At 44.6% G+C, this 23,287-nt stretch carries 23 protein-coding genes and 2 pseudogenes; 16 read left to right on the top strand and 9 right to left on the bottom strand.

Translation table 11 applies throughout. From position 1 onward, the window contains the following. The first annotated feature begins 57 nt into the window (after positions 1-57). From P8X24_RS11085 to P8X24_RS11120, 8 genes are all read left to right on the top strand, one after another. Positions 58-2,172: a hypothetical protein gene (locus P8X24_RS11085; protein WP_372916240.1), complete on the top strand. Its 2,115-nt coding sequence runs from the start codon at positions 58-60 to the stop codon at positions 2,170-2,172. Positions 2,173-2,497: 325 nt separating this feature from the next. Beyond that, a complete protein-coding gene (locus tag P8X24_RS11090) occupies positions 2,498-2,971 on the top strand; it encodes a hypothetical protein (protein WP_372916242.1) in 474 nt (157 codons plus the stop codon). Beyond that, positions 2,971-4,404, top strand: a complete 1,434-nt coding sequence (locus tag P8X24_RS11095) for a hypothetical protein (protein ID WP_372916244.1) — start codon at positions 2,971-2,973, stop codon at positions 4,402-4,404. Before P8X24_RS11090 ends, P8X24_RS11095 begins: the two co-directional genes overlap by 1 nt. A gap of 6 nt (positions 4,405-4,410) precedes the next feature. Next, a complete protein-coding gene (locus P8X24_RS11100) occupies positions 4,411-6,156 on the top strand; it encodes a hypothetical protein (protein WP_372916246.1) in 1,746 nt (581 codons plus the stop codon). Continuing rightward, on the top strand, positions 6,114-6,716 hold the full coding sequence (locus P8X24_RS11105) for a hypothetical protein (RefSeq protein WP_372916248.1): 603 nt from the start codon (positions 6,114-6,116) through the stop codon (positions 6,714-6,716). The genes P8X24_RS11100 and P8X24_RS11105 overlap by 43 nt, the downstream gene beginning before the upstream one ends. A 338-nt stretch (positions 6,717-7,054) precedes the next feature. After that, positions 7,055-7,798: a type IV toxin-antitoxin system AbiEi family antitoxin domain-containing protein gene (locus P8X24_RS11110; protein ID WP_372916250.1), complete on the top strand. Its 744-nt coding sequence runs from the start codon at positions 7,055-7,057 to the stop codon at positions 7,796-7,798. Continuing rightward, positions 7,795-8,589 (top strand): nucleotidyl transferase AbiEii/AbiGii toxin family protein, encoded by a 795-nt coding sequence (locus P8X24_RS11115; RefSeq protein ID WP_372916252.1) that lies wholly within the window; start codon positions 7,795-7,797, stop codon positions 8,587-8,589. Before P8X24_RS11110 ends, P8X24_RS11115 begins: the two co-directional genes overlap by 4 nt. Beyond that, positions 8,579-9,286 carry a recombinase family protein gene (locus P8X24_RS11120; protein ID WP_372916254.1) on the top strand — a complete coding sequence of 236 codons (708 nt, stop codon included), beginning with the start codon at positions 8,579-8,581 and terminating at the stop codon, positions 9,284-9,286. The genes P8X24_RS11115 and P8X24_RS11120 overlap by 11 nt, the downstream gene beginning before the upstream one ends. Before the next feature lie 76 nt (positions 9,287-9,362). Here P8X24_RS11120 and P8X24_RS11125 read toward each other — a convergent pair whose 3' ends face one another. The 3 genes from P8X24_RS11125 to P8X24_RS11135 are packed head-to-tail and all read right to left on the bottom strand — an operon-like array spanning position 9,363 to position 12,947. Beyond that, positions 9,363-10,979 carry a hypothetical protein gene (locus tag P8X24_RS11125; RefSeq protein ID WP_372916256.1) on the bottom strand — a complete coding sequence of 539 codons (1,617 nt, stop codon included), beginning with the start codon at positions 10,977-10,979 and terminating at the stop codon, positions 9,363-9,365. Further along, positions 10,976-12,157 (bottom strand): hypothetical protein, encoded by a 1,182-nt coding sequence (locus P8X24_RS11130; protein ID WP_372916258.1) that lies wholly within the window; start codon positions 12,155-12,157, stop codon positions 10,976-10,978. Before P8X24_RS11130 ends, P8X24_RS11125 begins: the two co-directional genes overlap by 4 nt. Beyond that, entirely contained in the window at positions 12,135-12,947 is an 813-nt protein-coding gene (locus P8X24_RS11135; protein ID WP_372916260.1) for a hypothetical protein, read from the bottom strand. Before P8X24_RS11135 ends, P8X24_RS11130 begins: the two co-directional genes overlap by 23 nt. Positions 12,948-13,244: 297 nt before the next feature. On the opposite strand from P8X24_RS11135, the gene P8X24_RS11140 reads away from it, so the two are divergent. Both P8X24_RS11140 and P8X24_RS11145 read left to right on the top strand, forming a co-directional pair. Further along, positions 13,245-13,478, top strand: coding sequence for a hypothetical protein (locus P8X24_RS11140; protein WP_372916261.1), 234 nt, complete (start codon positions 13,245-13,247; stop codon positions 13,476-13,478). Then, entirely contained in the window at positions 13,475-13,897 is a 423-nt protein-coding gene (locus tag P8X24_RS11145; protein WP_372916263.1) for a PIN domain-containing protein, read from the top strand. The genes P8X24_RS11140 and P8X24_RS11145 overlap by 4 nt, the downstream gene beginning before the upstream one ends. Before the next feature lie 936 nt (positions 13,898-14,833). Here P8X24_RS11145 and P8X24_RS11150 read toward each other — a convergent pair. The 3 genes and pseudogenes from P8X24_RS11150 to P8X24_RS11160 form a co-directional block, all read right to left on the bottom strand. After that, positions 14,834-14,941 (bottom strand): annotated as a pseudogene (locus P8X24_RS11150) (TATA-box-binding protein); the annotation flags it as partial. A gap of 43 nt (positions 14,942-14,984) precedes the next feature. Next, positions 14,985-15,440: a type II toxin-antitoxin system PemK/MazF family toxin gene (locus P8X24_RS11155; protein ID WP_372916265.1), complete on the bottom strand. Its 456-nt coding sequence runs from the start codon at positions 15,438-15,440 to the stop codon at positions 14,985-14,987. Positions 15,441-15,499: 59 nt separating this feature from the next. Continuing rightward, positions 15,500-15,670 carry a ribbon-helix-helix domain-containing protein gene (locus P8X24_RS11160; RefSeq protein WP_372916267.1) on the bottom strand — a complete coding sequence of 57 codons (171 nt, stop codon included), beginning with the start codon at positions 15,668-15,670 and terminating at the stop codon, positions 15,500-15,502. A 441-nt stretch (positions 15,671-16,111) separates the two neighbouring features. On the opposite strand from P8X24_RS11160, the gene P8X24_RS11165 reads away from it, so the two are divergent. From P8X24_RS11165 to P8X24_RS11190, 6 genes and pseudogenes are all read left to right on the top strand, one after another. Next, entirely contained in the window at positions 16,112-16,474 is a 363-nt protein-coding gene (locus tag P8X24_RS11165) for a hypothetical protein (RefSeq protein WP_372916269.1), read from the top strand. Between the two features lie 15 nt (positions 16,475-16,489). After that, a pseudogene (locus P8X24_RS11170) lies at positions 16,490-16,636 on the top strand (protein NO VEIN domain-containing protein); the annotation flags it as partial. Positions 16,637-16,840: 204 nt separating this feature from the next. Then, positions 16,841-17,257, top strand: a complete 417-nt coding sequence (locus P8X24_RS11175; protein ID WP_173644911.1) for an RNA-binding domain-containing protein — start codon at positions 16,841-16,843, stop codon at positions 17,255-17,257. Positions 17,258-17,390: 133 nt separating this feature from the next. Beyond that, positions 17,391-19,274: an OPT family oligopeptide transporter gene (locus tag P8X24_RS11180; protein WP_372916271.1), complete on the top strand. Its 1,884-nt coding sequence runs from the start codon at positions 17,391-17,393 to the stop codon at positions 19,272-19,274. Positions 19,275-19,310: 36 nt separating this feature from the next. Beyond that, entirely contained in the window at positions 19,311-19,640 is a 330-nt protein-coding gene (locus tag P8X24_RS11185; RefSeq protein ID WP_372916273.1) for a PqqD family protein, read from the top strand. Further along, positions 19,637-20,872: a M20 family metallo-hydrolase gene (locus P8X24_RS11190; RefSeq protein WP_372916275.1), complete on the top strand. Its 1,236-nt coding sequence runs from the start codon at positions 19,637-19,639 to the stop codon at positions 20,870-20,872. The genes P8X24_RS11185 and P8X24_RS11190 overlap by 4 nt, the downstream gene beginning before the upstream one ends. Here the strand turns inward: P8X24_RS11190 and P8X24_RS11195 are convergent. From P8X24_RS11195 to P8X24_RS11205, 3 genes are all read right to left on the bottom strand, one after another. Beyond that, the gene (locus P8X24_RS11195; RefSeq protein WP_372916277.1) at positions 20,841-22,001 is read right to left on the bottom strand and encodes an ATP-binding protein; all 1,161 of its coding nucleotides are present in this window, start codon (positions 21,999-22,001) and stop codon (positions 20,841-20,843) included. The two genes, P8X24_RS11190 and P8X24_RS11195, sit on opposite strands and share 32 nt — an antisense overlap. Before the next feature lie 41 nt (positions 22,002-22,042). Next, positions 22,043-22,618 (bottom strand): TATA-box-binding protein, encoded by a 576-nt coding sequence (locus P8X24_RS11200; protein ID WP_068322061.1) that lies wholly within the window; start codon positions 22,616-22,618, stop codon positions 22,043-22,045. A gap of 104 nt (positions 22,619-22,722) precedes the next feature. Next, the gene (locus P8X24_RS11205; RefSeq protein WP_372916279.1) at positions 22,723-23,280 is read right to left on the bottom strand and encodes an AAA family ATPase; all 558 of its coding nucleotides are present in this window, start codon (positions 23,278-23,280) and stop codon (positions 22,723-22,725) included. Positions 23,281-23,287: the final 7 nt, after the last annotated feature.

Raw genomic sequence — 23,287 nt, forward strand, 5'->3', positions numbered from 1 at the left:
TTTTTGGTTTGGTTGTGTTTATATATTCCGCAGCGGATGTTTGAGTGGGGTGTGGGTGTGGGGCGTGGGAAGATCGTGGTTGTTGTGGTTCTTGTCGCCATTGTTGTTGGTGTCCTCTTCGCCCTCAGGAAGCCGTCAGAGCCTAAGGTGGGCGCCCAGATCCTGGGCGTCGAAGTGGAGGGCGACAGCGTAGTCTTCACCCTCAACTCCACGCCACCCAGGAAAGTCCTCTTCAACGGCAGACCAGTCGAGTTCGAAGTTCAGAACACTACGGTGAGGTTCTCAGCCCCCTACTCCCTCCTGGGGCGGGTAAATAAGATCACTCTTGAATTCCCCTCGGGGAACGCCACTCTCACTTACATCACGCCCGAGGTTGAGTTGAGGGCTTTCGTGAGCTTCCCCGGGAAACCCCTCGCCCTCACGGGCAGCTTCTCGTGCGGGAACGTGAGCGTGGGCGGTAGTGTAGTGTCCTTTACGGGGAGGGCGAGGGCGCCGGGCGAGTGCTCATTCGAGGCCGTGGGCCTCTTCGAGCACCCATTAGTCCAAGTCGACGCTGGGGCCTTGAGCGTCGTCTCCCCCCAGCTCGCCGGGGAGCTCGCGGGGCTCTCCAAGGTCATCCACACCCTCAAGGTCGAGAAGGTCGTGAGGGCGTTCAAGATCCCCCTAGAGGACTGGGACTACTACATCTACCCCCCAGCCCGGAGCGGTGGGTTAGTCGGGTACGCCTACGACTTCTCTAACGTGACGCCTGGAGCTGTTGGAACCCTCTTTAAGAGGGGCCTCGTGGAGGCCGTGAACCCCGATGGTAAGGCCCTCTGCGTGCCGGGCTTAAGTGGGTGCCAAGGCCTGGCCGGGCCACAGGGCGGCCTCCCGATCATCGTCCCAGAAGAAGGAGACAAGGGCCACCACGTAATGCACGTTGAGGTTCCACTATACTTAGACGAGGGCGAATACATAATCGTAACCTCATTCACCTGGGAAGACAAAGATGATAAGAATGGGGACAAGCACGAGTTCATAATATCGGTTAAAGACGAGGACGGCTACAGCCTCGCAGAGAGCCCAGCAATAGAGGAGAAAGAGGCCGGCACAACGGGGAGCCCCTTCCAAGTCAGCTACCCAATGCAGGTCAAGGCCAACACGAGGGGCAAGTATAGGGTGGTCATAGACGTTTACCAGACCCAAGACGCAGGCCCCAAAGAGAAGGCCCTGATACTCAACAAGATACTAATCTTGAAGATGCCAGAGGCACCAGCCACGATGGCCATCGACATCCCATCCCTCTTCACCGAAGTGGACTTAGACAACCTCAACACCCGCAACTTAATAGAAGGCATAGCCTACGTCGAGCCCACAAAGGACATATACCTATACAACAAAACTGAAGCATTCATTAGAGCAGAAGATAACATAATATCAGTAATCTCGCCAAATAGGACTGCACTTGAGTATGTGCCTACTTCCTTCGTGCCTGACTACACGATTGACTGGCTTGGGTATTATGATGTTGTGGGTGGGAGGCAGGCTGGGTATGCTTTTGATGCGGTAGTTCTGAGGAGGGGGCTTGCTGGTGTCTCTGCAGTCTATAAGGACGGGGGGATTTTCTCCTACGACCCGAGGTTGGAGGTTACTGTTACTTTCGGGCCGTCGAGCCTCGCCTACTACTATGCGGTGGGCTGGTTTGCGTCCGCAACGAATGCCGAGCTCCCGAGCTGGTATGACAGGCTGACCCTGAGGGCATACGATTACGTCTCCTCAATGAGCTACACGGTTGGTGGCCTTGAGATTGAGTCCCTTTACGAAAGTTCAGTGAAATTCACGCTTGAGCCAACAGAACAGGTGGTCGCTGGGGACACTACGGACTTCAGCGAGGCGTTATACTTTGTCGTAGGGCTCAAGGACTACTCCGAGCCCTACGACTACAAGACTGGGAGCGTGGAGTGGGGGATTTTACTCAAGAATGTGAGGCGTGGGGCTGACTACTTGGTGGCCATGCTTAGAAGGGCCGATACTGGAGTAATAGTGGGATACTGGACTTACCCTCTCCCCAGCAACTGCAACCCGTGCAACATACTCCTATCACTCGACGGGCTGACTGACAGGGGCGAGCTGTTGAACTTCATCGGGCACAAATACGTGCTGACTGTTAGTGGTGTAGTGAGGGGGCGATGATGAAGGAGGATTTGTTCGCTTAGTTGGGAAAGTTTGGGTTTTCCTTGCTCTTCTGCTGGTTTAAAAATATACATGTTAATGATCTCCTCGGAAAACTTTTTTCATAAGTGTAATAGTTGTTAGCTGTTCTTTTTGGTTATTATGCTTTCTCTTTTCTTCTTTTTAGTGGAATCGTCTGGAAAGCCCTGTTAGTCGGGAACCTCCTAGCTTTTTGTTATAAAGTTTTCTTATAGGCGATGCTGACTGAAAGTGTTTGAATATATTTGGGAGATGAAGGCAAAAAGTTTAAAAAGATTGGTTCCTATATCATAGCAGGTGATCGGAGATGAAGGTGGACACTCGGCAACTATTAAATTTGTTGACGGGCGTAGTGGAGAGGGAGAGGGGCAGTTATGGAGCTGATATTGAAGCCGTTGATTTGCTATTGTTCTCGAAGGGGATAGAAGAAAAAAGAACTATTCCAGAAGCTTTAGATAGTATTGACCAACTCCGAAAATACGAAAAGCAGTATGATGTCCCTATCTTGCGGATAACAGACCAAAGTGTCGAGGAAGTTGGACAGAATGGAGTAAGTTGGCTTCTAAGGAAACTGGACAGGGCAGGACTTGGGAGATTCGGGGTAATAATTGGGGATGAAGTTGTCCGATACCCTAAGTTGAAGATAACAACAGATAGTGGAATAATATCGAGGATACTCAGGAGTTCTAGGGTGAGAGGAGACGGGTACATGAGTTCTGTCATTATGAGAAATCTTAGGTGGTTTTTGGATAGAAGAAAAGTTTATAGGGGGTTTATTTAATGACGCTCCATTACCTGCTTGATAACCCTATTTTATTGACAAAGATCAGCCAACTCAGCCTTGAGGGGGGTGTTACTCTTAGTTATATAACTTATGAGGCTGAAAGATTTCTAGAATACGGAAAATTAAACTATCCTAACGATTTCCACGTTAAAGATGTTGTAGACAAGGCTGTCGAATACCTCAGTAGTTTCTACCCGCAAATTGGGGACATTAGGAAGGCGTTAGAAGAGAGGGTGAAGTATAGGATCCTGCCGGCGCTAGTATTATGGCGTGGATTAATAAATTTCTCCATTCGTTTTCCAGGCTGGGAGTATCACCTAATAAGGAATAGTGAAAAGGAGTTTTTGAAGTTTTCTGAGGAAATACTCATAGAGTTTGAAAATAGGAAGAAAGAGCGGAAAACGTACCCGATCCCACAGCTGATAAATAACGTTATCAGGCGTAATATGGACAAAAAGGCTGGGCTAATGTTAGCAATTTGGCTAAACATTGCTTATGAGTCTGAGCTCATTAACTCTCTAGTGTCATTTGAGATCGTTCGCTTTAACACGGCAGTGAATAAGCTGCTCGACGAAATTGTGAGCACAATTATCAAGCTTAGTAACGAAATTGGGTTCAGAAGGGATGCTACCTCAAGGGAGAGGTTGGCTCCAGAGGAGAAACTAAGGAATGAGCTTGAAAAAGCGATCTTGTCCTGGTACTTTGCCCTTAATGGGGATTACCTTGGACGTGGGAAAAAGGCCCTCGCGTACCTGTTATCAGTATATCCAGAATGGTTCAAGTACTTCAAGGAAGACGTGCTGTTTTACCCACTTGCATTGGCCATATACGAAATGTTCATAGCCTATGGAGGGGATAAGAGAGATCTAGATGAGATTCCATCAATTTCTGTCCTAACTCCGGATTCAATATTCAGCTCAATTGAAAGATCAAAAAACCCTAGGACGAATCTCCTGTTTGCACTCTCCACAGTTCTTTCACTACTCAATAGGATGTACCTCGTAGTGTCATCTGAATTCAGCAAGAACCTCAAACCAGAGACGATAGAAAAATACCTTGTAACGCCAATAGACGTTATATCGAGCATTGCTTTAATTGCAAGTAAAAAGGGCGAAGACGATTTCGAAGTCTCGTTCAAAGAGATTTCAGCACAGCTTGCAGAGTTCTATTCCAAAATTGGAATGGAGAAGATACTAGCAAAGGCTGGCGTAGAAGTGAGTCTGACCCCCGATTATATTTTCAAGATGCAATCTCTATCGGACAGTCTTTCGATCTTAGCCAACTTTAGCCATATATTTTCACCCATAACAACGTTCTCAGCCCTACCCAAACTTGAGCTAAGTCAAGGATATGCTGACTCATTTCTAGTTAAAAGAAAAAACTTCGATGAGTTGATATATGAATACTTTACTGAAAAGAAGAGGAGGTGAAGAAAAATGAGGAGGGAGGTGGGGAAAGTGAAGAAGCCTACCTTAAAGGACAACCCCTTTAGTGTTAAGGCCGACATAAAGTTAGAAGACATACCAAAAGTCTTTGACCTAGAACAGCTTGACAAGAACCCACTAGCAAAATATCTTAAACAAATAATAAGCAAGGGAATTAGGTACGCAATTGTCGTAGGCGGAAAGGGGACAGGGAAAACTTTCACACTCAAAACTATTGAGGAAATTTTTGAGGAATACGGTTACACCACTATAGTAGTATCTGGGGGAGAAGAGGATAACAAAATAAAGCAAAAGTTGGATGAAGCCGAAAAGAAACTCAAAAACGGCGAGAAAGTCCTCCTTATCATTGACGATGCGGCCGATATGCCGCTTGATAATTTCAAAGAGTTCATTTCAAAGATATACAAATTATATCTAGACTATTCATCTTTTGCATTCGCAATCGCTACTCAGACAGAGGTCAGGAGAACATATGAGCAAGTATTCAGGACTATAAAGAGTTATACCTCTGAGTTTACAAAAATATTCGGGCCAAGTGTGGACTTTGAGAGCATTATAAGGGACCTCTACTACAAGTCTCTAACTAGTAAACATGAAGCTTTTGTCTATGAGGGGCTTAGGGCCGGAGTGCTAATAAGCCTAGATGCGTTTTGGGGAGGATTTAGATCAGCACTAAAGATTGAGAAATCCAAGCAGATAATTAAAGAATACATAGACTTCTATTCAACAGGAGTTATTGATTGCAAACCACAGCAAGAAATAATAGATATTATGGAAAAAGATGAGTGGTTAGAGTACGTCCTTATTAAGTTGCTGGAGAATCCACCGAAAATAATTAGTATTGATAGTAAACCTATCATTGTTGAAAACACTGGGAGCAGTGTTGCTCAATCCTTAAATGCGGTCTCACTAAACGAGATACTCGAAAGATTGTATGAAGACCTCAAGGAGGGAAATGTAAAAGACAAGAATGATATAGATGATGTCAGGAAGGTACTTTTCGGAAAACTTCAAGGCAGCGGATCCAGAATTGCCCCAAATGACCTTATAAATGCAATAGACGTGGCATTCAATGGGACGAATGTGTTGGCCGATATTCTAGATAAAGTAGGGCTTGCTTACGTGAAAAAGAATGAAGCTCTTAAGGAACATGTACAGAGCATTAAGAAGAATTACAAGGTGCCACTATTCATGAGAGTAGAAGTAAAAGATGCAGAAGGGGGCGTCAGCACTATTCATAAGATGTTTTTCCTATTAGCACGCCTTTATATCAGGCAGCAGAAAGGCAAGAATGATGGAGAGGACAATCAGAATAAGAAAAACAGGAGAGGGGGAGGTTCACAGCAACTATACTCGTCCGATCGCAGAAAAATCAGAGATCTACTTCAAATAAAAGAACTAGAAAGCGTGCCAAACCACATCACAGTAATTTGCGACAAGTTTAGTACCCTCAATAAATTGCTTAATATCCCTGAATTTAGGAGAAGATATGAGGAAGCACTATCAAACTTGGAGGTTCTAGTAATAGAGGACTTGTCTGACCGTGATAAGGCAGTAATACTTGAATTGTCTAGGTTATCTCAGTTACAGGGAGTTGGGAGCATACCTCATTTAGAGCACTTGGTCAAAATATTCTACAGCACAGTGCTATTATCCATATCTCTTAGCTTCAGGAAACCAAGATGGGGAGCGTCATGGTTGGCAAAGTTATTGCTTCCAAAAATAGTAGAGAGTTAGTGCCCCCCATTTCCTCTTTTCTCAAAATAAACGATATGCTAACCCTCTTAGGGTTAAGAGGGGGGAGGAAAATGGAAATTGGACATAAGGTGTGGGAAAATATAACTCCTGAGGAGCCGAACATAGTAGTTGAATATGAGTATCCTACTTACGAAGACATAGAGGACGGGCCCAAAGAAGTAAGAATTAAAGTTCTTCGGGAGGGCATGATAGGCTTTGGACTCTCTGAAGAAGATGTAATCATTTCCTACGTTCCTATAACGTGCAATGAGTGCCATAGAACTTATTTACTCCCTACCCATATGGAGAAAGTAGCTACATATGAAAGAGAGATGGGGCCAGAATATCAATGGCTGGTTACCTATGAAGGAGAATGCCCTGTATGTAAGAGGAACAATATAGAAGTTGAGATAGAGGCTTTTGAATACCCACCAGGAAACATAGGTGCTATTAATGTGATAAGACTAGAGGGCGCAAGATTTCCTAATAAACTGGAGATTGATTCAAAAATAAACGAATTACTAATAAAAGAGCTAATCAAGGGCGAGCTTGGATTGTAATTAAAAGGGAAGTCATAGTAGAAGGAAAATTAAACAAGGAAAAGAAGCTCGTGAAAGAGTGGGTCGTAGGCTTTAATAAGAAGAAAGAATGCCTGCTTATAATTAGGAGCCCTAATGCAAAACACAACACCGCAGATCAAAAAGTTAGCAGAACTCCACGTAATACAAAACATATAGCAAAAAACCTAAAGCAAAAGTGGACAATACTCACTTTACTAGGCCTATTCGTAGTTGGGTGTAGAAAATTGTGTATGAAGTATTCAGCAGAAAGGTTTAATAGGATGGATCTCAAAAATATACACCAAAGTTATCAAAGCTGTTAACTATGGTGGATAATCATGAGAATTGAACTGCTCAACAAACTCGCAAGAAAGAGGGTCTTCACCATAGATGAAGCAGCTAAGATAACAGGAATCGACAAAAACACCCTAAAGGTTCTCCTCAGCAGGCTCGAGAAAAAGGGCTTGGTTGAAAGGGTTGAAAAGGGGAAATATATTATTGTCCCGCTTGGAGCGGAAAAGGGAGAATACACGCTCCATGAGTTCGTAATAGGCTCACTCCTTGTAAAGCCATCAGCCATAGCCTACTGGTCGGCCCTCAACCATCACGGATTTACCGAGCAAATCCCCAACACAGTCTTCGTCCAGACGACGGCAAGAAAGAAAAGACAAGACCTCAGGGTCTTTGGAGTAAGGTATAAAATCGTCAAAATAAAGCCCGAGAAGTTCTTCGGCATCGAGAAAGTCTGGATTGAGGAGTTCCAAGTACCCATAACAGAGAGGGAAAAGACGGTAGTGGACTGCCTGGACAAGCCGAGGTACTGCGGGGGGATAATTGAGGTCGCCAAAGCCTTCAGGGAAGAACTTGAGGCAGAAAAACTCAGAGAGTATGCGCTGAGGATGAACAGCTCTGCGGTCGTAAGAAGGCTCGGCTACCTGTGTGACTATTTCGGGGTCAATATTGACTTGCCAAGGCCAAAAACGAGGAACTACATTCTTCTAGACCCAACAATGCCAAAAGGGGGAAACGTTGACAGCAAGTGGAGGGTCATAGTTAACGTTGAACTGGAGGGGTTGGAGTGATCCCAATACTTGAAATCAAGGCAGTTGCGAGGAAGGAGAGGATCCCCGAGAGCACTGTGGAGAGGGACTATGCCCAGAACTGGCTTTTATTCGGGCTCTCAAAGACATCCCTTAAAATGGCGTTAAAGGGAGGAACCGGAATAAGAAAGGCCTACATTGAGGACTACAGGTTTTCCGACGATCTGGATTTCACGCTTTTGGAGGAATATGATAGGGAGACAATACGAAGAGAACTACTAGAGGGTGTTAGGATTGCAAGAAAAGAGAGCGGTATCAGTTTTAAAGAGGAAGTCGACTTTAAAGAGACGCCAAATGGTTATGAGGCAAGAGTCTACTTCAGGATAATAAGGGCATCAGGAGCGCCATTAAAGATCAAAATCGATCTAACCAAAAAGGAAAATGAACCAATCTTGCTCCCGTTAGAAAAAAGGAAAATTATTCATCCTTATTCTGATGAGTGCAATGCTGAAATTTTTACGTATTCCCTTGAGGAAATCTTTGCCGAGAAAGTCCGCTCACTCTTCCAGAGAACGAGACCAAGAGATTTGTATGATGTGTGGAGATTAAAGGATATCATCGAATTAGAGACTGCTCTTAACATTCTTCCCGAAAAGTTCAGACTTAAGAACGTTCAGCTTGATATGAAAACATTCGAAGGACGCAGGATTTATTATGAGAGGGCTTGGGAGCGGAGCTTGGCACACCAAATAAGCCCGCTCCCGGAATTTGATAGAGTCTGGAATGATGTTCTGAAATTCTTGTCAGGGAGAGTGTTAAGCTATGAGGATTAAAGCTGTCGTCTACTCCCGTGTGAGTACTGGAGAGCAAAACCCCAAGGCCCAGCTTGAGGTGGTCCTGCAGTACGCCCAAGAGAGGGGTTACGAGGTTGTAAAAATTTTGGAGGAGCAGACCAGCGGGAGCACAGACCCGCTGGAAAGGCCAGTTTTTAAAGAGCTCCTAAAATTCGTAAAAGAGAACAACATTGGGGTCATTATTCTCTACGATCTCACGAGGTTCTACAGGGCTGCAAGCCCCACACAGGCCCTAAACAAGCTCAGGCAGATTATGGATGAGTATGAAGTGTTCTTCGAGTTTGCGAGGGAGCCTGAAATAGAGGACCCACTCTTCCGGGAATTCTGGATGTTCGTCAAGAGCTGGTTCGCGAGCTACGAGCGCTTGCAGACTAGCTTGAGGACAAAGTACGGCCTGATGAGGCTCAAGAAGGAAGGGAGGCTCTATCATAGGCCCTCAGTTGTCCATTACTATGCTGCCTGGCTTTATGACAAGGACTTCAGCGAGCTTACTAAGGAAGAGCTCGAGAGTGCAAAGAAACAGTTAGTAAAGATTGTGAAAAAGTACTGGGACAACCCGGCAGTGAAAAAGACAAAAATTGGGGAACTGTTAAAGCAAAATGAATTGAGGGAGATGTACATAAGATTTCCAAAGGCCCCAGATAGTTATTTCACCTGGAGGATCCTTCAAAATTGATACATATCCACCGTCTAATTTTTTGGATACTGTTTGAAGCCATTTGATTACTTTTTTCTTTCTCAAGCCTCGCCCTTCAGGGCGGGGGAGGCCAGTCTCTAATCCTTTCAATGAATTCCCTAATTGGGATTAGCTTGGCATTTTCTATGTCAAGCGTGTAGAACTCAATTAAATCCCCGTATCTCTTTTTCAACCAATCCCTTAAAGTCAGCACGTCTTTGAGATAGATCATCAGCTGGGGATTTGGAATAACAATCCATGTCTTGAAACCTCTCTCAACCCTGCTTTCTGCAGTTTTTCTCAGCTTTATAAGAGGTATGCAAGTTCCATAGAGGGTTTCAACTTCTATTGCAACCTGTCCAAGTTTTTCATCATCAACGAAGACATCAATCTTAATATCTCCAAACTCTTTTTCTGTGGAGATTTTGATAGTATCCCCATTATCAAAAGGTAGATGCATGGATATGCCGAGCTTTCTGTTTAAGTACTCAACAACAAATGCCTTCAGTGCATAGTGTAGCAAACTTTCATTTTCACTCGGATTAACCAAAAGAGCTGTTAGAATTTTGTTACCATCTGCAGTAATGATATATTTCGTAAATCGTTCTAGTTTCTCCAAAAAAGAATTTTCTAAGCCAATAGCATACTCATCAAATGCAACTTTTTTATCGGGAGGTCTCTCATTAAATATTCCCCACATCAAATTGGGCAACTTAAATAACATATCTCTGTCACTAACTTTAATCTCCAAGAATCTTGGCAACTTTGTAAAAACTTTTTCTTTACTAAAATGAATGTTCCATAATTTCCTCTTTAGTTTTTGCAGGTTCTTAGCTTTTCCATAAAACACTAAGAATCCAAATCCCTGGGCGTATATTTCCCTCAATTTGTCGTATAAGGCCTTTTTAACTAATAATTCTTCTAGTTCTCTGGCTTCTTCTTTGGCTTTCTCTCTCCCAGTATCAACTTCGTCAACTTCTACCACACAAATAGAGTTTCCAGCCTTGATCTCATCAATTTTCTCCATAAGGTTTTTCGAGGATATGTGGATCGCATTAGGCAAGCTACCGACTCTAATCCTGTAAATCTCTAGTAGTATCCTCTTTAAAAACTCGATGTACTCTAAGGAACGATCCTCTGGCCTTTGAGCAAAAATTACTATTGGATGCTCAGAGATTACATTAAAGGGACTCCCAAAAGTCCTCTCTAACAAGTTCAGGTCTTCCCACAAGAGGGGCGTTCCCGTGAAAGAATCTCCACAAGAGGTTGCAAAAGCTTCTCTCTTTACGCCTACCTGAATAACCTCAAAGAATTTGGGAGTGACTGGAACAAACCTTGGTAAAGACAGGGATTTCACCGCCTTCTCAAGAATTTCACTTCTATCCTCAAAAGCAGGTTCAACGCAAATGAGCTCAGGAGGATGCAACTTTGCAACGTCTCTGCTTTCAATGCGTTCGGATTCCGTGAAAACAGGCTTTATGATTACTGGAGCAATGTCAACATTTTCCATCTCTTTTTCCTTGATCTCTTCCAGTTGAAGAAATACTGGTAGAACCGCTTGAATTGTAACCTCTCTAATTACTTTATCTTTTTCCACAATTGGTGCTGGGACTTTTATCACTGGGATCTCCTGAGCCATTGCCTCCTTTTTCTTCTTTTTTGTTTTGCTCTTCTCAATTAGGAAACTTTTCATCTCTCCCACCCGAGCACACATCCCCAGATATACTCCCTATCTCCTTCTCTCCTAATTTCCCTAACGTATGCAAGTCCAAGGAACATTAAAGGCGCCATAAACGCTATTAGATCGCTGTAATTCACACTGTAGCTCTTAAATTTAGCCTCTCCCCCTTTAATGCGGAGAAGATAATCACTCTCCCACACTCCATAGTAGTCACTATAATAAGAACCATGCCATTTAAACTGTTCTGGCAGATTAAATTTTACAACTCTATCGCCTAAATCAAAGGGCATGGTACTTTCTCCATATCTCCCCTTAACAAACTCAAGAGCCTTTGGAAATCTCTCCACTGAAATAAATTCTTTTAATTGTCCTCCTTGAACCTCAACATATCTTGCAAACTCGTCTATTGCATTGAAGTACTCCAGAACTTCTGATTTCTTGAATAGTTCGTAGATGTCCATAATTATTTTCCAAATCAGCCATCCTGGACATCCATCAACTAACCCCATAATGTTAAGTTTGTCATTTAGAGCTTCACCTGGCAAGTCTGGGCCTGCAATTTTTCCTATTACAATACCATATCTCTCCAAGGTCCTCCTTGTCTCTTCTTCAAAGAGGCGAGGATATATGTTCTCGGCGTAGTACTTTGGGATTGAGTATATAGAAACAATAAAGAATGAGATTGGATTGTACAGTGGTAGCAGTGCCTTTCCATCGTTCAGAACATCTCTGACAGCCTTTATGAGCGTCTCTATCTTCGTAACTTCATCTTCAATCTCTACCGTCGGTTTCTCAATCTCAAGTTTCTCGTAAATTTTATCAAGACTACTTTCTATGTCCTTAGTAATTGCCACAACTTCAGTTTCTTGAATTGAAGGGGCAACATATTCGCATGCTTCTTCAAGAGATTTGCCCCCTACCACTCTTGTGTTTATCTTCTCTATGTCCTCCTCTTTTATGGCAATTCCATAAAATTTTTTGTAAAAGTCCGAGCCAAAGAAAATCTCCTTCCAAAGGGATGGGTTCTCCTTAATAAGCTCTCCTACACTCCTATTTTCAGCTTCTTTTTTAAGTAGTTCTCTAATTTTTAAGAACCTTTTGACGCTTGCATAGAACTTTGCAATGTTTTTGGTGAAGTAATCTCTCCAAGCTCCCTCATCAAAGTATCTAATCTCCTCCACTTTCCCCATCTTTCTCCACCTCTCCAAAGAGCCCTACCAGTGCCTTCTCAACCTTATCCTCCCCAACCACATCACACAAGAGGTTCAGGAGCTTGATAAGCTCCCTCCTCTTCCTCGTCTTCTCCTTAAACTCTCTCAGGGCATCTTCTTTCACTGGGCCAAGAACAACCTTATCCCTCTCAACCCTCATCAGCCAGCTCTCGCCAACAAAAGGACCAACAGCGGGGTCAATCTCGCTAACCATGTCGATTATAAACGTTGTCAGAACACCCAAATTTGCCGGAGTTTCCGGCTCATAACCGAGAAGCTTAAGCAAAAGCATGCCGCCGGTAATTGAGCCGCAGCCAATCATTGCAAACCCAGGATTATCATGAACAGGTTCTGCTAAACCCCTGCTGTCAAAGTGGTAAATCGAGGCCCTTCCCTCCAAGTCAACACTTGCCAGGATCATGTTGAAGCTCACGTCAATCCCCATATTCCTCAATTCTCTAAACCTTGCAATTAAAGTCTTCTCCACCGCACTGACAATCTCTTGAAACTCTTCATAGCTGGGTGTCCGTTTTTCATCCTTCATGAACTCCCTCACTACAGAATCCACGACTGAATAACCATACTTTACAATTGCCGCATCGCCGGAACCGCCAGCTATTGCAACAGGAACATCAGCAAGGGAAACTGGATGTATCTTTTTGGCCTCATAACTTATCGGCCCCCAAGTCACCTTAGAATCAGAAGTCATGAGGACTGCTTCCTTCCCGTCATCCTCCATAACCCACTTTAAAGCAATCACAAGAGTCACGCCAACTCACCACTGTTAAATTTATAATATCCAAATTTTTAAATCTCTTATGGTGGTAAGTTGGATGCTAACATCCCATTCATATTCACATAATAGATTCCCAATTGAAAAAGCCTCTAGAAGTCAAAGTAAAAACTATCTACCCTCCACTGGAGTGATATCAGGATATCCAGCTTCTCCAGCTCTATAAAATTTTAGGACAAGTGGACTCGCTAGCGGGAAAGATTGTAGTGTATTCAGAGGATGAGGGAAACTGAGTGTAGAAACATTTAAATTCTGTGTGTCCACGTAATTTACATGGTGGTTGGAATGCCAAACATGACGATTTCAGTTCCTGATGAGCTGTATGAGATAATGAAAAAGCACAGGGAGATTAAGTGGAGTGAGATTGCTAGGCGGGCAATGTGGGAGTATGCGAAGAAGCTTGAGCTTTTAGACAAGCTCCTGGAGAATTCAGAACTTACAGACGAGGATGTTAGCGAACTAGCTAAAAAGATTAAAAAGAGGATCGCAGAGAGGCATGAAATATGAAAGTTGTCGTCGATGCTAACGTGATAATTTCAGCGTTCAAAAGAGATTCTATAACCCGGAAAGTTCTCCTTTTTCCCTTCATAAGTTTTTATTCGCCAGCATACCTTTTAGATGAGCTTGAAGAACATAAGATGGAGATCATGAAAAAAGCTAAGATCAACGAAGAAGAATTTAATATTATCTTAAATCTCCTGCTTGGAAATGTGAAGATTGTTCCAAAAGAAGCTTATATCGATAAGATGAGGGAGGCCTTGAAAATTGTTGGTGAGATTGATAAAGATGACGCTCCCTACTTTGCACTTGCCTTAAAAATTGGCGCGGGAATTTGGAGCTATGACAGAAAACTGGCTAACCAAAGAAAAGTTAAAATCTTCACGACAGGAGAGCTCCTCGAAATCATAAGAAAAGGAACATTCTAAAAGGTTTCTACACAAAAACATTGTGAACATCCGGATCAAAATTTGCGAGAAATTTATTGCGAAGATGCGGGGCTACACCTCCACGGAGCTTGAATAAATGAATACATTTCAAACGTTAACGTTCAACAATATACTCTATCGCAGCTTCGTCTCTTCGCAACAAATTTTCTGTGATATTTTCTTTTGAAAGCCCCCTTCAGGGCGGGGAGGAGGTCAGATGCTTGGTTTATCCTAGGTAGCTTTTAAAGGGTTTGGAGTGTTTGTGTGTGGAGTTGCGATGGGGGTTGAGGAAGTTGTGGAGTCTTTGGGGGAGGGAGGATAGACAAACTCTGCAAACTCGACCCAAGAAAAATAGTCGAACACCAAAAAGCCGAAATAATCGAGATCAGAGAATGATCACGAGGATGGCATAACAGTATCCTCCAATGCCAGGCCAGAATGCTAGCCGAAGGTGTGGAAGCCTCGAGGCCCTCAGTAGATTGTGACCTTTTTAACTCCTTTGAGCCTTGAGAGTTCATTCACGAGGTCGCCAGGAATTGGCTTCCTAGTAATGATCGTGATCCTCCCCCCAGGGTCAAGCCCGAGATTGTCCACGACAACTTGAATGACGTTAATGCCCCTCTCCTCAAACTTCTCCGCAACCCTCGCAAGAACCCCCACAATATTAACCCCCGTCTCAACCTCAATCACACTGCCAGCACGCTTCAAGACCCCCACCGGCTCAAGCCTCGTGAATACCTCCCTAAGCTCGGGCATCCCTAGAATCATCACGGCCGTCTCCTTGACGGCCCTCCTCTCAATGTTTAATGCCCTCGCTATTCTAGTGTAGGGCACTTTAATGACCCCACACCTTATACTCGCATCCCCCGTCACCTTAAACCCATACCTAAGGAGGAACCTCGCCACCCACCTTCTTGCCGGATACTCATCAAAGTACTCCTTTATGATCCCGCCTTGGAGGAGCTTTCTAACAGCCCTCCATGCGTCATGCTCGCTCTTCACGCCACTACAAACAATCCTCCCAGAGCTGAAGAGGAGTATGACTCAGCGGTTGATAAATTTCCTTGAAGACTATCTCAAAGAATTATTAAACAGATGACGATTGAGAAACAAGGATAAATAAATTTAACAATCTAACTCCCCAAGAAAAATTAAAGTTAGGCGTATATGAGGAAAGCTTAGATATTATGGGTAAGCAAGAACCTTTTTTTAATTTGTCAAATACCTCATCGAGCTTTTCCTCACTTAACACTTTATGATTATACGAGATCATATAAAGCTTGATGGTACTCTTAATTATCGGTTTTATCCCGGGATAGCGTCTAACATCCTTATCCTCGATTAGGACGTTTAATTCTTTGAACCCGCTTTTCAAATTGGAGGTTATCTCGACAACTATTACTGTTCGGCTAATTCGATTAAACTCATTGGATGAGATAATTAATGCAGGCCCTGTTTTTGTCCTGCTCAAATCCTCATAAAGGCAAAAGAACAATTTCTCCCTGTTTAAACTCCACCCTGGGCCTCCTAATAATCGTCCCAAAATTCATCCTCTTTACTGTTCCAACCCTCGGCCAAAACAGGCTGAACCATATTTAAGACTCACCTCTCCTCTTCAGTGAGTTCCTCTCTCCTCATCTCCCTAAGATAATGCCTAACGGCCTCCTTGATAGAATAGCTCCTGTTACTGAATACTCCACTTTGAACCAACCTGTCAATTTCTTCAACTACTTTTGAAGGGAGCCTTACAGAAATTTTAACTGTGGTAGCCATTTGTCTCAATCTATGAAACTATTTGTAGGACATCCTAATAAACCCATCGGCATTTTCACTGATACTGTCAGGATAAGCAGCGGAAGTAGCTTAAGCGTCTGATAATACTTCAAGAAAGAAGGGGGACGCCTACAGGCAAACCGCAGAAATCCTGGAAATCAGCCACACAGCTAGAAGACAGTAAAAAACTCGCAAAAACAATTTACCAGCGGTGAAAAAAAAACAAGAGTCAGTATAGGAGTAAGAAAGCATAATGGAGAGCTGTTTTTCATAAAGATAGTTGATAACGGAAAGGACATCCATAGAATTCCAGTTGTTGTTTCCAATGGCAAAGTCTTCTATGGAGTTAAGCTACTCGAATGGCTCATTGAAGCCCTCAAAGACGGATACGAGGTTCTTGGCCCAGTTAATCCAAAATCTCCAACGGGAAAACTTGTTGGAATGGCAAGGGATAAATTCTACAGGATTCGGGGAAAATACGAAAACTATGAAAGCTGGCTTATAAGGAAACAGCTAAAGAAGGGGAAATTATTTAGAAAAACGAGGATAGTTGTGGAGAAGATAGTAGAGTTTAAACCAATTGGGAGAAAGCTCGAAGTTGCTAGGATAATTCCACTCCCAATTCTTGAGATACTGGGACTTTCTGAAGATGATATAGAACTTCCAAGTGGGGAGTATGGGTTCATATTCCAAAGGAACTTCGTCCCCCTGGAGGATATCCTAAAAGCTGAGAAAAAGGCCATGAAGATAGTTATGGAACTCGAGAGTAGAAGGCTAAGGGAGGAATACGGTGATACAGGATAGGAGGTTAAGGATGTATCATTACATAGACATTATGACGTTTTAGTCAAAACTCAAGAGGGAGAAAAGTACATCGAAGTTAAAGGACACCTTCCTTTATTCCTTCACGCCGAGTTAACGGAGGCCGAAATTAATTTTGCCAAGGAGAATAAGGACAAATACTAGATATATATAGTAGCCAACATAAAGAAGAGACCTATAATCGTCAAGGTCTTCAGACCCTTTGACAATCCAAGAATATTCCTAGTTAACGAAAATGAAAATGAGGATGTTGACATCACAGAGTACATTAAGGTAAATATCAGACACAAAGAAAGAGCAATTTTATTTCTAACCAAATCTTTTTAATTCCCTCAACTCAGCTCGCTGATGATGGAAATGTTCGAGGAAGTTCAAGTTGAAGCGTACGTTTTTCCCACCGAGGATATAGAGAAGGTCAAGAAAGCCATGCTCAACCTAGTCCCTGGGCTAAAGTTTGAGGCATTCGACAGGGGAGATTACATGCTCCTCGTCGGCAAGACCACCGACAAGAGAGCCCTACAAAGGCTGTACGAGCTCTTCAGGGGTCAACAAATTTTAGATACAGCGAGGATGATGCTCGAGGAGGGCTACTTCGGAGAGGAGATAATAATCAAGGTTCACAAGCAGGTTGCTTACGTGGGCAAGGTCAACTTCAACGAAGAATCCCCCCTGGGTCCAATAACGATAATAATTAGAACGAAGGAACCAAAGAGGCTCATGAAGTGGCTCGCTCCTAGGACTAAGAACGGAATACCGATAGAGTAAAATCTTAAATTTCCTCAAATTAGTGGAATTTTATTCAATAATTTAACTTTTATTTACAAAAACTGTTTTAAGAGGCTTAGCGTATTCTATCTTGCATAATATTATATCTGGATAAAAGGCAGGGGGCTATATTATGGAAGAGTTCAAACCATATATTCCCCCGGAAAAGTCCCTACCAGAGTACACCGTTAAAGCCCTAATCCTCGGTATCGTTCTAGCGATAATAATGGGTGCGGCAAATGCGTACCTTGGAATGTACGCTGGGATGACGGTAAGTGCAAGCATTCCCGCAGCCGTTATCTCGATGGCAATTCTCATGGCCTTTAGAGATAAAAACATCTTAGAGAACAACATGGTTCAGACTGCAGCCTCAGCCGGCGAAGCCCTTGCGGCGGGAGTAATATTCACGTTCCCAGCCCTAGTGGTTCTCAACTACTACACTACGTTCCCGTACTACATAGTTACAATAATTGCAGCCTTGGGTGGCTCCCTAGGTGCACTCTTCACAATCGTCTTGAGGAGGGCCTTCATAGTTGAAGAGAAGCTTCCATACCCAGAAGGTACGGCCTGTGCCGAAGTTTTAATTGCCGGAGACAAGGGCGGAAGCCATGCAAGACCAATTCTCTATGGTGGAATCCTGGGAGCAGTGTACAAGTTCCTGGGTAGCATTGGAGTTTGGAAAGGGACGCTTGAAGCCGCTAAGATGGCTGGAAGCAGGGTGTTTTACTTCGGAAGCGACCTTTCAGCCGCCCTAATAAGTGTCGGTTATATAGTTGGCCTTAACATAGCATTCTTAGTATTCCTCGGTGGAGCAATAGCTTGGTTCATAGCGATCCCAATTTACGCCGCAAAGATGGGCAATCCCCAAGGTTTGAGCGCCCTCGACCTTGCCTGGACGATCTGGAGCACGAAGATAAGGTACATGGGAGTAGGAGCAATGGTTGTTGGTGGTCTTTGGAGCCTAGTAAAGCTTAGAGGCCCAATAATAAGGGGAATAAAGAGGGGACTTGAAGCGGCAAAGAGGAGGCAGGCAGGTGAAGCAATTCTGAGAACTGAAGAAGATCTACCTCTCAATTACGTTATAGCCCTCATAATAGCGTTCGTGATCCCGATGTTCCTGCTCTACGCCCACGTCCTCCACTCGGTGGGAATGGCAGCCGTTATGGCGATAATAATGCTTATCCTTGGATTCTTTGGAAGTGCAATTGCCGGCTACTTGGCAGGTATCGTTGGTTCATCAAACAACCCAGTTTCAGGAATAACCATTATGAGCCTACTATTTACAGCCCTAATCCTCAAAGCTCTGGGTCTCTCAGGAATGGAGGGGATGGCAGCAACTATCTTGGTGGCCGCGGTCATCTGTACCGCTGCAGCAATAGCCGGAGATACGATGCAGGATCTCGCTACAGGTTATCTCGTTGGTGCAACGCCAAAGAGGCAGCAAGTGTTCGAGATAATAGGAACGTTCTTTGCAGCACTAGTAATGGCCCCCGTGCTTAACCTCCTGATTCAGGCTTATGGAATAGCTGGAACCCCAACGGCTAAGGGAGAGAACGCACTGCCCGCTCCACAGGCATTCCTAATGGCCAAAGTTACGGAGGGAGTCTTCAAGGGTACCTTAGAGTGGAAGATGATCTACATTGGAGCGGCAATTGCAATAATCCTAATAATAATAGATGAGATACTTGCCAGGATGAACTCGAAGTTCAGGACACCCGTGATGCCAGTAGCTGTTGGAATTTATCTCCCACTAAGCCTTGGCGTGCCAATACTCCTTGGAGGAATTGCAAGGTATCTAGCTGAGAAGGCCAGCGGAAGGGAGGAGGGAATGGCGAGCCCAGGAGTGCTTGGGGCTGCTGGTCTAATAGCTGGAGAGGCCCTCACGGGAATACTCTTTGCAGGCCTAATAGTTGCCGGAGTCGCTCCTTCAGTAAAGACCACAGCTGTAGGAAACGTAATTGGAGTGCTCTTCCTCCTAGCCCTGCTTGGATGGCTTTACAAGCTTGGTAAGGAGTGATTCTTTTTCTTCTATTTTTATTTTGGAGGCGGAATCATGGAAGAGCTCCTTGATGCAATCCCCAGGAGAAATGAGAAGGTGCAGTTAAAGAAAATTAATGGAAAATATTATCTCCTAATTCCGATGGAGTCTCCCTTAGACTTCTTAGCTAGGCTAATTCACGGAAAGTATCGGAGGATCGAGCTTGATGAGATAGGTGCCGAAGTCTGGATGCTGTGCGATGGGAAGAAAAAGGTTAGAGAGATCGGAGAGATACTTGAGAGAAAGTTTGGTGAGAGGGTTAAACCAACTAACGAAAGGTTAGTAACTTTCCTCCTATCATTATATAAGAGAAAGTTAGTAAGCTTCTGGAGGGAGGAAGAATGATTGAAGAAGTCAGCAAGGAGATTGAGAGGCTTAGGGATGAGATGGTTCAGACCTTAGTGGAGCTTATAAAAATTCCCGCGTTGAGCCCGGACTACGGAGGAGAGGGAGAGTACGACAAGGCCCAGAAGTTGCTTGAAATTATAAAAGACTGGCCCTTTGACAAGGTTGAGGTCTATGAAGCACCAGATCCAAGGGCCAAGAACGGGGTTAGGCCGAGCATTATAGCCTACTACTACGGGCAAGAGAAGGATAAGAGACTCTGGATAATTACTCACTTAGACGTTGTGCCCCCAGGAGAAGGTTGGACGGTGACCGAACCCTTTAAGCCAATAGTTAAGGACGGGAAAGTCTACGGAAGGGGAAGCGAGGATAATGGGCAGAGCTTAGTTGCTTCTCTGTACGCGGTAAAGGCCATGATGAACCTTGGGATAAGGCCGAAGAGAACTGTAATCTTGGCCTTCGTCAGCGATGAGGAGACTGGGAGTAAGTACGGAGTTGAGTGGCTGATAAAGAACCACCCCGAGCTCTTCAAGAAGGATGATCTAATCCTAGTTCCCGATGGAGGAAACTCAGAGGGAACCTTCATAGAGGTCGCCGAGAAGAGCATCCTCTGGTTCAAGCTGAAGGTCAAGGGGAAGCAGGTTCACGCCAGCATGCCGGATAAAGGTTTGAACGCCCACAGGGTTGCCCTGGATTTAGCGTACCATCTAGACAAGTTCCTACACGAGAAGTACGACAAGAGGGATGAACTCTTTGACCCACCGGAGAGTACTTTTGAGCCAACAATGGTTAAGAATCCTGCAAGCTCTCCAAACATAGCCCCCGGAGAGCATGAGGTGGTATTTGACTGCAGGGTTCTTCCAGAATACAACTTGGACGAGGTTCTAGAGGACGTTAAGAGGATTGCGGATGAGGTGAGGGAGAGGTACAAGAAGGATGACCTCCCCAGGATCGAGGTTGAGATTCTCCAAAGGTTAGATGCTCCCAAGCCTACGGATCCCAACAGCGAGATAGTTAAGCTCCTCAAGGAGGCCATAAAGAGGCTTAGGGGCAAGGAAGCTAAGGTAGGCGGTATCGGTGGAGGAACCTTTGCGGCGTTCTTCAGGAAGCTCGGGATTCCAGCGGTAGTGTGGGCCACTCTGGATGAGATGGCCCACCAGCCAAACGAGTACGCAAAGATAGATAATATGGTAGAGGACGCTAAGGTAATGGCGGCCCTTGCCCTTCTCTGATTTTCTCCAATTTTGTCAAGAACTCGGGAATCTCATCCTTTTCTAAGACTATAACCCCACGTGGATACCTTCTGTGAGCTCTCCCAGATTTCACCTCAACTTTTAGACTATCGGCTATTGCATCAACTTCGTAGGAGTTCTTATAATAGTATATCTCGCCAAAGACCCTGTACATATGCTCCTGAACGACCCATTCGTAAAGGGCCTCCTCTTTAACGTCAACCCCGTAGAGCATGGCAAAAGCTCTGGCAATTGCCGGATCCCTCAGAAAAAACTTCTTCTCCTTCTTGAAGTTAATCCGGCTCCCCTCCCTATGGTAGACTATTTTGAGTATGAACATGTCCTCCAATAGCTCCGCGTACTCTCTCGCGGTGACGTGGTTCAGGCCTATATCCTTTCCAAGGGCCGAGAAAGAGAGTGCAGATGGTGCCTTTCTAAGTATCTCGTGGATTATCGCCCTCATAATCTTGGGGCTCCTCTCAATTCTAGCTATCTCCCTGTCGAGGGAAAGTATTAGCTCTTCCGAGAACCGTTCATCCCCGTTTATGCTCCTGGGAAAACCTCCAAGCGTTAGATAGTCTTGGAAGTCCTTTCCGGTTATCCTGTGGAATTCTGGGAATGAGAGGGGCAGAACTTCAACGTCCTTCCCCTTTCCCCTCCTCCCTATGAACGATTCAGAGTACTTGAGCAACCTGAAGGTTGAGGAGCCCGAAACTATCACCGAAAACTTCCTTAAAATTCCCGAATCTATCAGGCCCTTAACTACCTTCCACCACCCTTCCACGGAAGTTACTTCATCGAGAATTAAGATTCCTTCCCTGTCCTTTATGGCCAGGAGAATTCTCCTCAGCTCTGCAGGATCAACCAGAAGGTCACAGTTAACATAGGTTACGTTCCTGGGTTCAAACCCTGAATTTATGAGCTCCCTGATGAGTAGCTTAATCCCGGTGGTTTTTCCAACTTGCCTCGGCCCCACAATAAAGTTTAGAGAGAAAGGGGTAACGCTTATCTCCTTTATCCACCCGGGGATCCACTTATATTTCTGTCTCTTCCACTCCCTAAGTTGGGGATCATCCCTCTCCCAATTATCGGAGAACCACCAGGGATTGGTGAGCGATAATATCTCCATAGTTGAAAGTTAACTTTCAATAATTTATAAAAGTAGCGAGGTTAAAGCTCCTCCTCTTCTTCCTCCATAAGCCCGTACTTCTCCAGCTCCCTGAGGAGCTTCCTCACCGCCTCCCATGCGTCAGCTTCGCTCTTCGCTCCAGAACATACGATCTTACCAGAGGAGAACAGTAGAATTACCGCTCTCGGCTCTTTAACCCTATAAATCACTCCGGGGAACTGTTCCGGCTCATATTCACAGTTTGGAAGTGTTAGGGCAACGTTATCTAAGTTGAACTCCCTACCGATGTCACCGCTAAACACCATGTTCTGGATATCAATCTGGGGAGCCCTCTTGAACTTGACCCCTATTCCTTTAAGCTTCTGAACGAGCTTTGCAACTGCCCTTTCAATATCCTGAACGCTCTTAGCACCGGTAACAACAAGCTTACCCGAGCTGAATATTAGCAGGGCAACCTTCGGATCATCGAAGCGACAGATAATACCGGGGAACTCCTCAGGATTGTACTTAGAATTGGGGCATATATCGAGAACCTTCTCCAAATCGAGCTGAGCGAAGAGATCTACGGAAGCGACGATATTCTCTATCCTTAGCTTGACCTTGCTCATGTCCACCATGTTAACACCTCCCTTTAAAAAGCCCTTTATAAATACAAAGCCCACTCTTTTTAAACCTTATCTAGGCCTAAGGATACAAGAAGTAACCACCAAAAGTAGAAAATTCAAATCTGCGAGATTATTTTCGAAACGATATCTCGGATTTTAGCTTGGAATTCGTCAAAACTGCAATCGTTGACTATCATGTAGTCCGCCAGAGCTATAACCTCCCCAATTCCGAACTTCAACTCTTTCCTATCCCTGTCGACGAACTCTTCCCATGTCTTTGGATCGTCACTCCTTCCCCTCCTCCTGAGCCTCTCGAACCTCATCTTGGGGGGAGAGTGGACTGCGAGGATTATGATTTCCTCTTCGCTGAACCTCTTCCTGAACTCCTCAACCTCATAAGGACTTCTCACTCCCTCAATCACAACTACTGGTTCTGTCTCGAGCAACTTCTCCACCTTCGGTATCGTTAGTATCGCAACTGCTCCTGGCCCCAACTCCTCCCTGACCTTGAGGCTTACCTCTTTGAGACCTTCTGGAGTCCTGGGGATTCCCCTTCTATCGGCTTCCTCCCTAATAGCGTCACCCATGGAAACAACTGGGATGCCCCTCTTCTGGAAGGCCTTGGCAACTTCACCCTTCCCAGAGCCAGGCATCCCAGTTAAAAGAACGATCATAGGGAAG

The organism is Pyrococcus kukulkanii (genome assembly GCF_041647995.1).
In the GTDB taxonomy this organism is placed as follows: domain Archaea; phylum Methanobacteriota_B; class Thermococci; order Thermococcales; family Thermococcaceae; genus Pyrococcus.

Bases quoted from the DNA above. Each gene is read 5' to 3' on its own strand.
- P8X24_RS11090 (WP_372916242.1), top strand. From the start codon at position 2,498: ATGAAGGTGGACACTCGGCAACTATTAAATTTGTTGACGGGCGTAGTG.
- P8X24_RS11095 (WP_372916244.1), top strand. From the start codon at position 2,971: ATGACGCTCCATTACCTGCTTGATAACCCTATTTTATTGACAAAGATC.
- P8X24_RS11100 (WP_372916246.1), top strand. From the start codon at position 4,411: ATGAGGAGGGAGGTGGGGAAAGTGAAGAAGCCTACCTTAAAGGACAAC.
- P8X24_RS11105 (WP_372916248.1), top strand. From the start codon at position 6,114: ATGGTTGGCAAAGTTATTGCTTCCAAAAATAGTAGAGAGTTAGTGCCC.
- P8X24_RS11110 (WP_372916250.1), top strand. From the start codon at position 7,055: ATGAGAATTGAACTGCTCAACAAACTCGCAAGAAAGAGGGTCTTCACC.
- P8X24_RS11120 (WP_372916254.1), top strand. From the start codon at position 8,579: ATGAGGATTAAAGCTGTCGTCTACTCCCGTGTGAGTACTGGAGAGCAA.
- P8X24_RS11125 (WP_372916256.1), bottom strand. From the start codon at position 10,979: ATGAAAAGTTTCCTAATTGAGAAGAGCAAAACAAAAAAGAAGAAAAAG.
- P8X24_RS11130 (WP_372916258.1), bottom strand. From the start codon at position 12,157: ATGGGGAAAGTGGAGGAGATTAGATACTTTGATGAGGGAGCTTGGAGA.
- P8X24_RS11140 (WP_372916261.1), top strand. From the start codon at position 13,245: ATGGTGGTTGGAATGCCAAACATGACGATTTCAGTTCCTGATGAGCTG.
- P8X24_RS11145 (WP_372916263.1), top strand. From the start codon at position 13,475: ATGAAAGTTGTCGTCGATGCTAACGTGATAATTTCAGCGTTCAAAAGA.
- P8X24_RS11160 (WP_372916267.1), bottom strand. From the start codon at position 15,670: ATGGCTACCACAGTTAAAATTTCTGTAAGGCTCCCTTCAAAAGTAGTT.
- P8X24_RS11165 (WP_372916269.1), top strand. From the start codon at position 16,112: ATGGCAAGGGATAAATTCTACAGGATTCGGGGAAAATACGAAAACTAT.
- P8X24_RS11175 (WP_173644911.1), top strand. From the start codon at position 16,841: ATGATGGAAATGTTCGAGGAAGTTCAAGTTGAAGCGTACGTTTTTCCC.
- P8X24_RS11180 (WP_372916271.1), top strand. From the start codon at position 17,391: ATGGAAGAGTTCAAACCATATATTCCCCCGGAAAAGTCCCTACCAGAG.
- P8X24_RS11185 (WP_372916273.1), top strand. From the start codon at position 19,311: ATGGAAGAGCTCCTTGATGCAATCCCCAGGAGAAATGAGAAGGTGCAG.
- P8X24_RS11190 (WP_372916275.1), top strand. From the start codon at position 19,637: ATGATTGAAGAAGTCAGCAAGGAGATTGAGAGGCTTAGGGATGAGATG.
- P8X24_RS11195 (WP_372916277.1), bottom strand. From the start codon at position 22,001: ATGGAGATATTATCGCTCACCAATCCCTGGTGGTTCTCCGATAATTGG.
- P8X24_RS11200 (WP_068322061.1), bottom strand. From the start codon at position 22,618: ATGGTGGACATGAGCAAGGTCAAGCTAAGGATAGAGAATATCGTCGCT.
- P8X24_RS11205 (WP_372916279.1), bottom strand. From the start codon at position 23,280: ATGATCGTTCTTTTAACTGGGATGCCTGGCTCTGGGAAGGGTGAAGTT.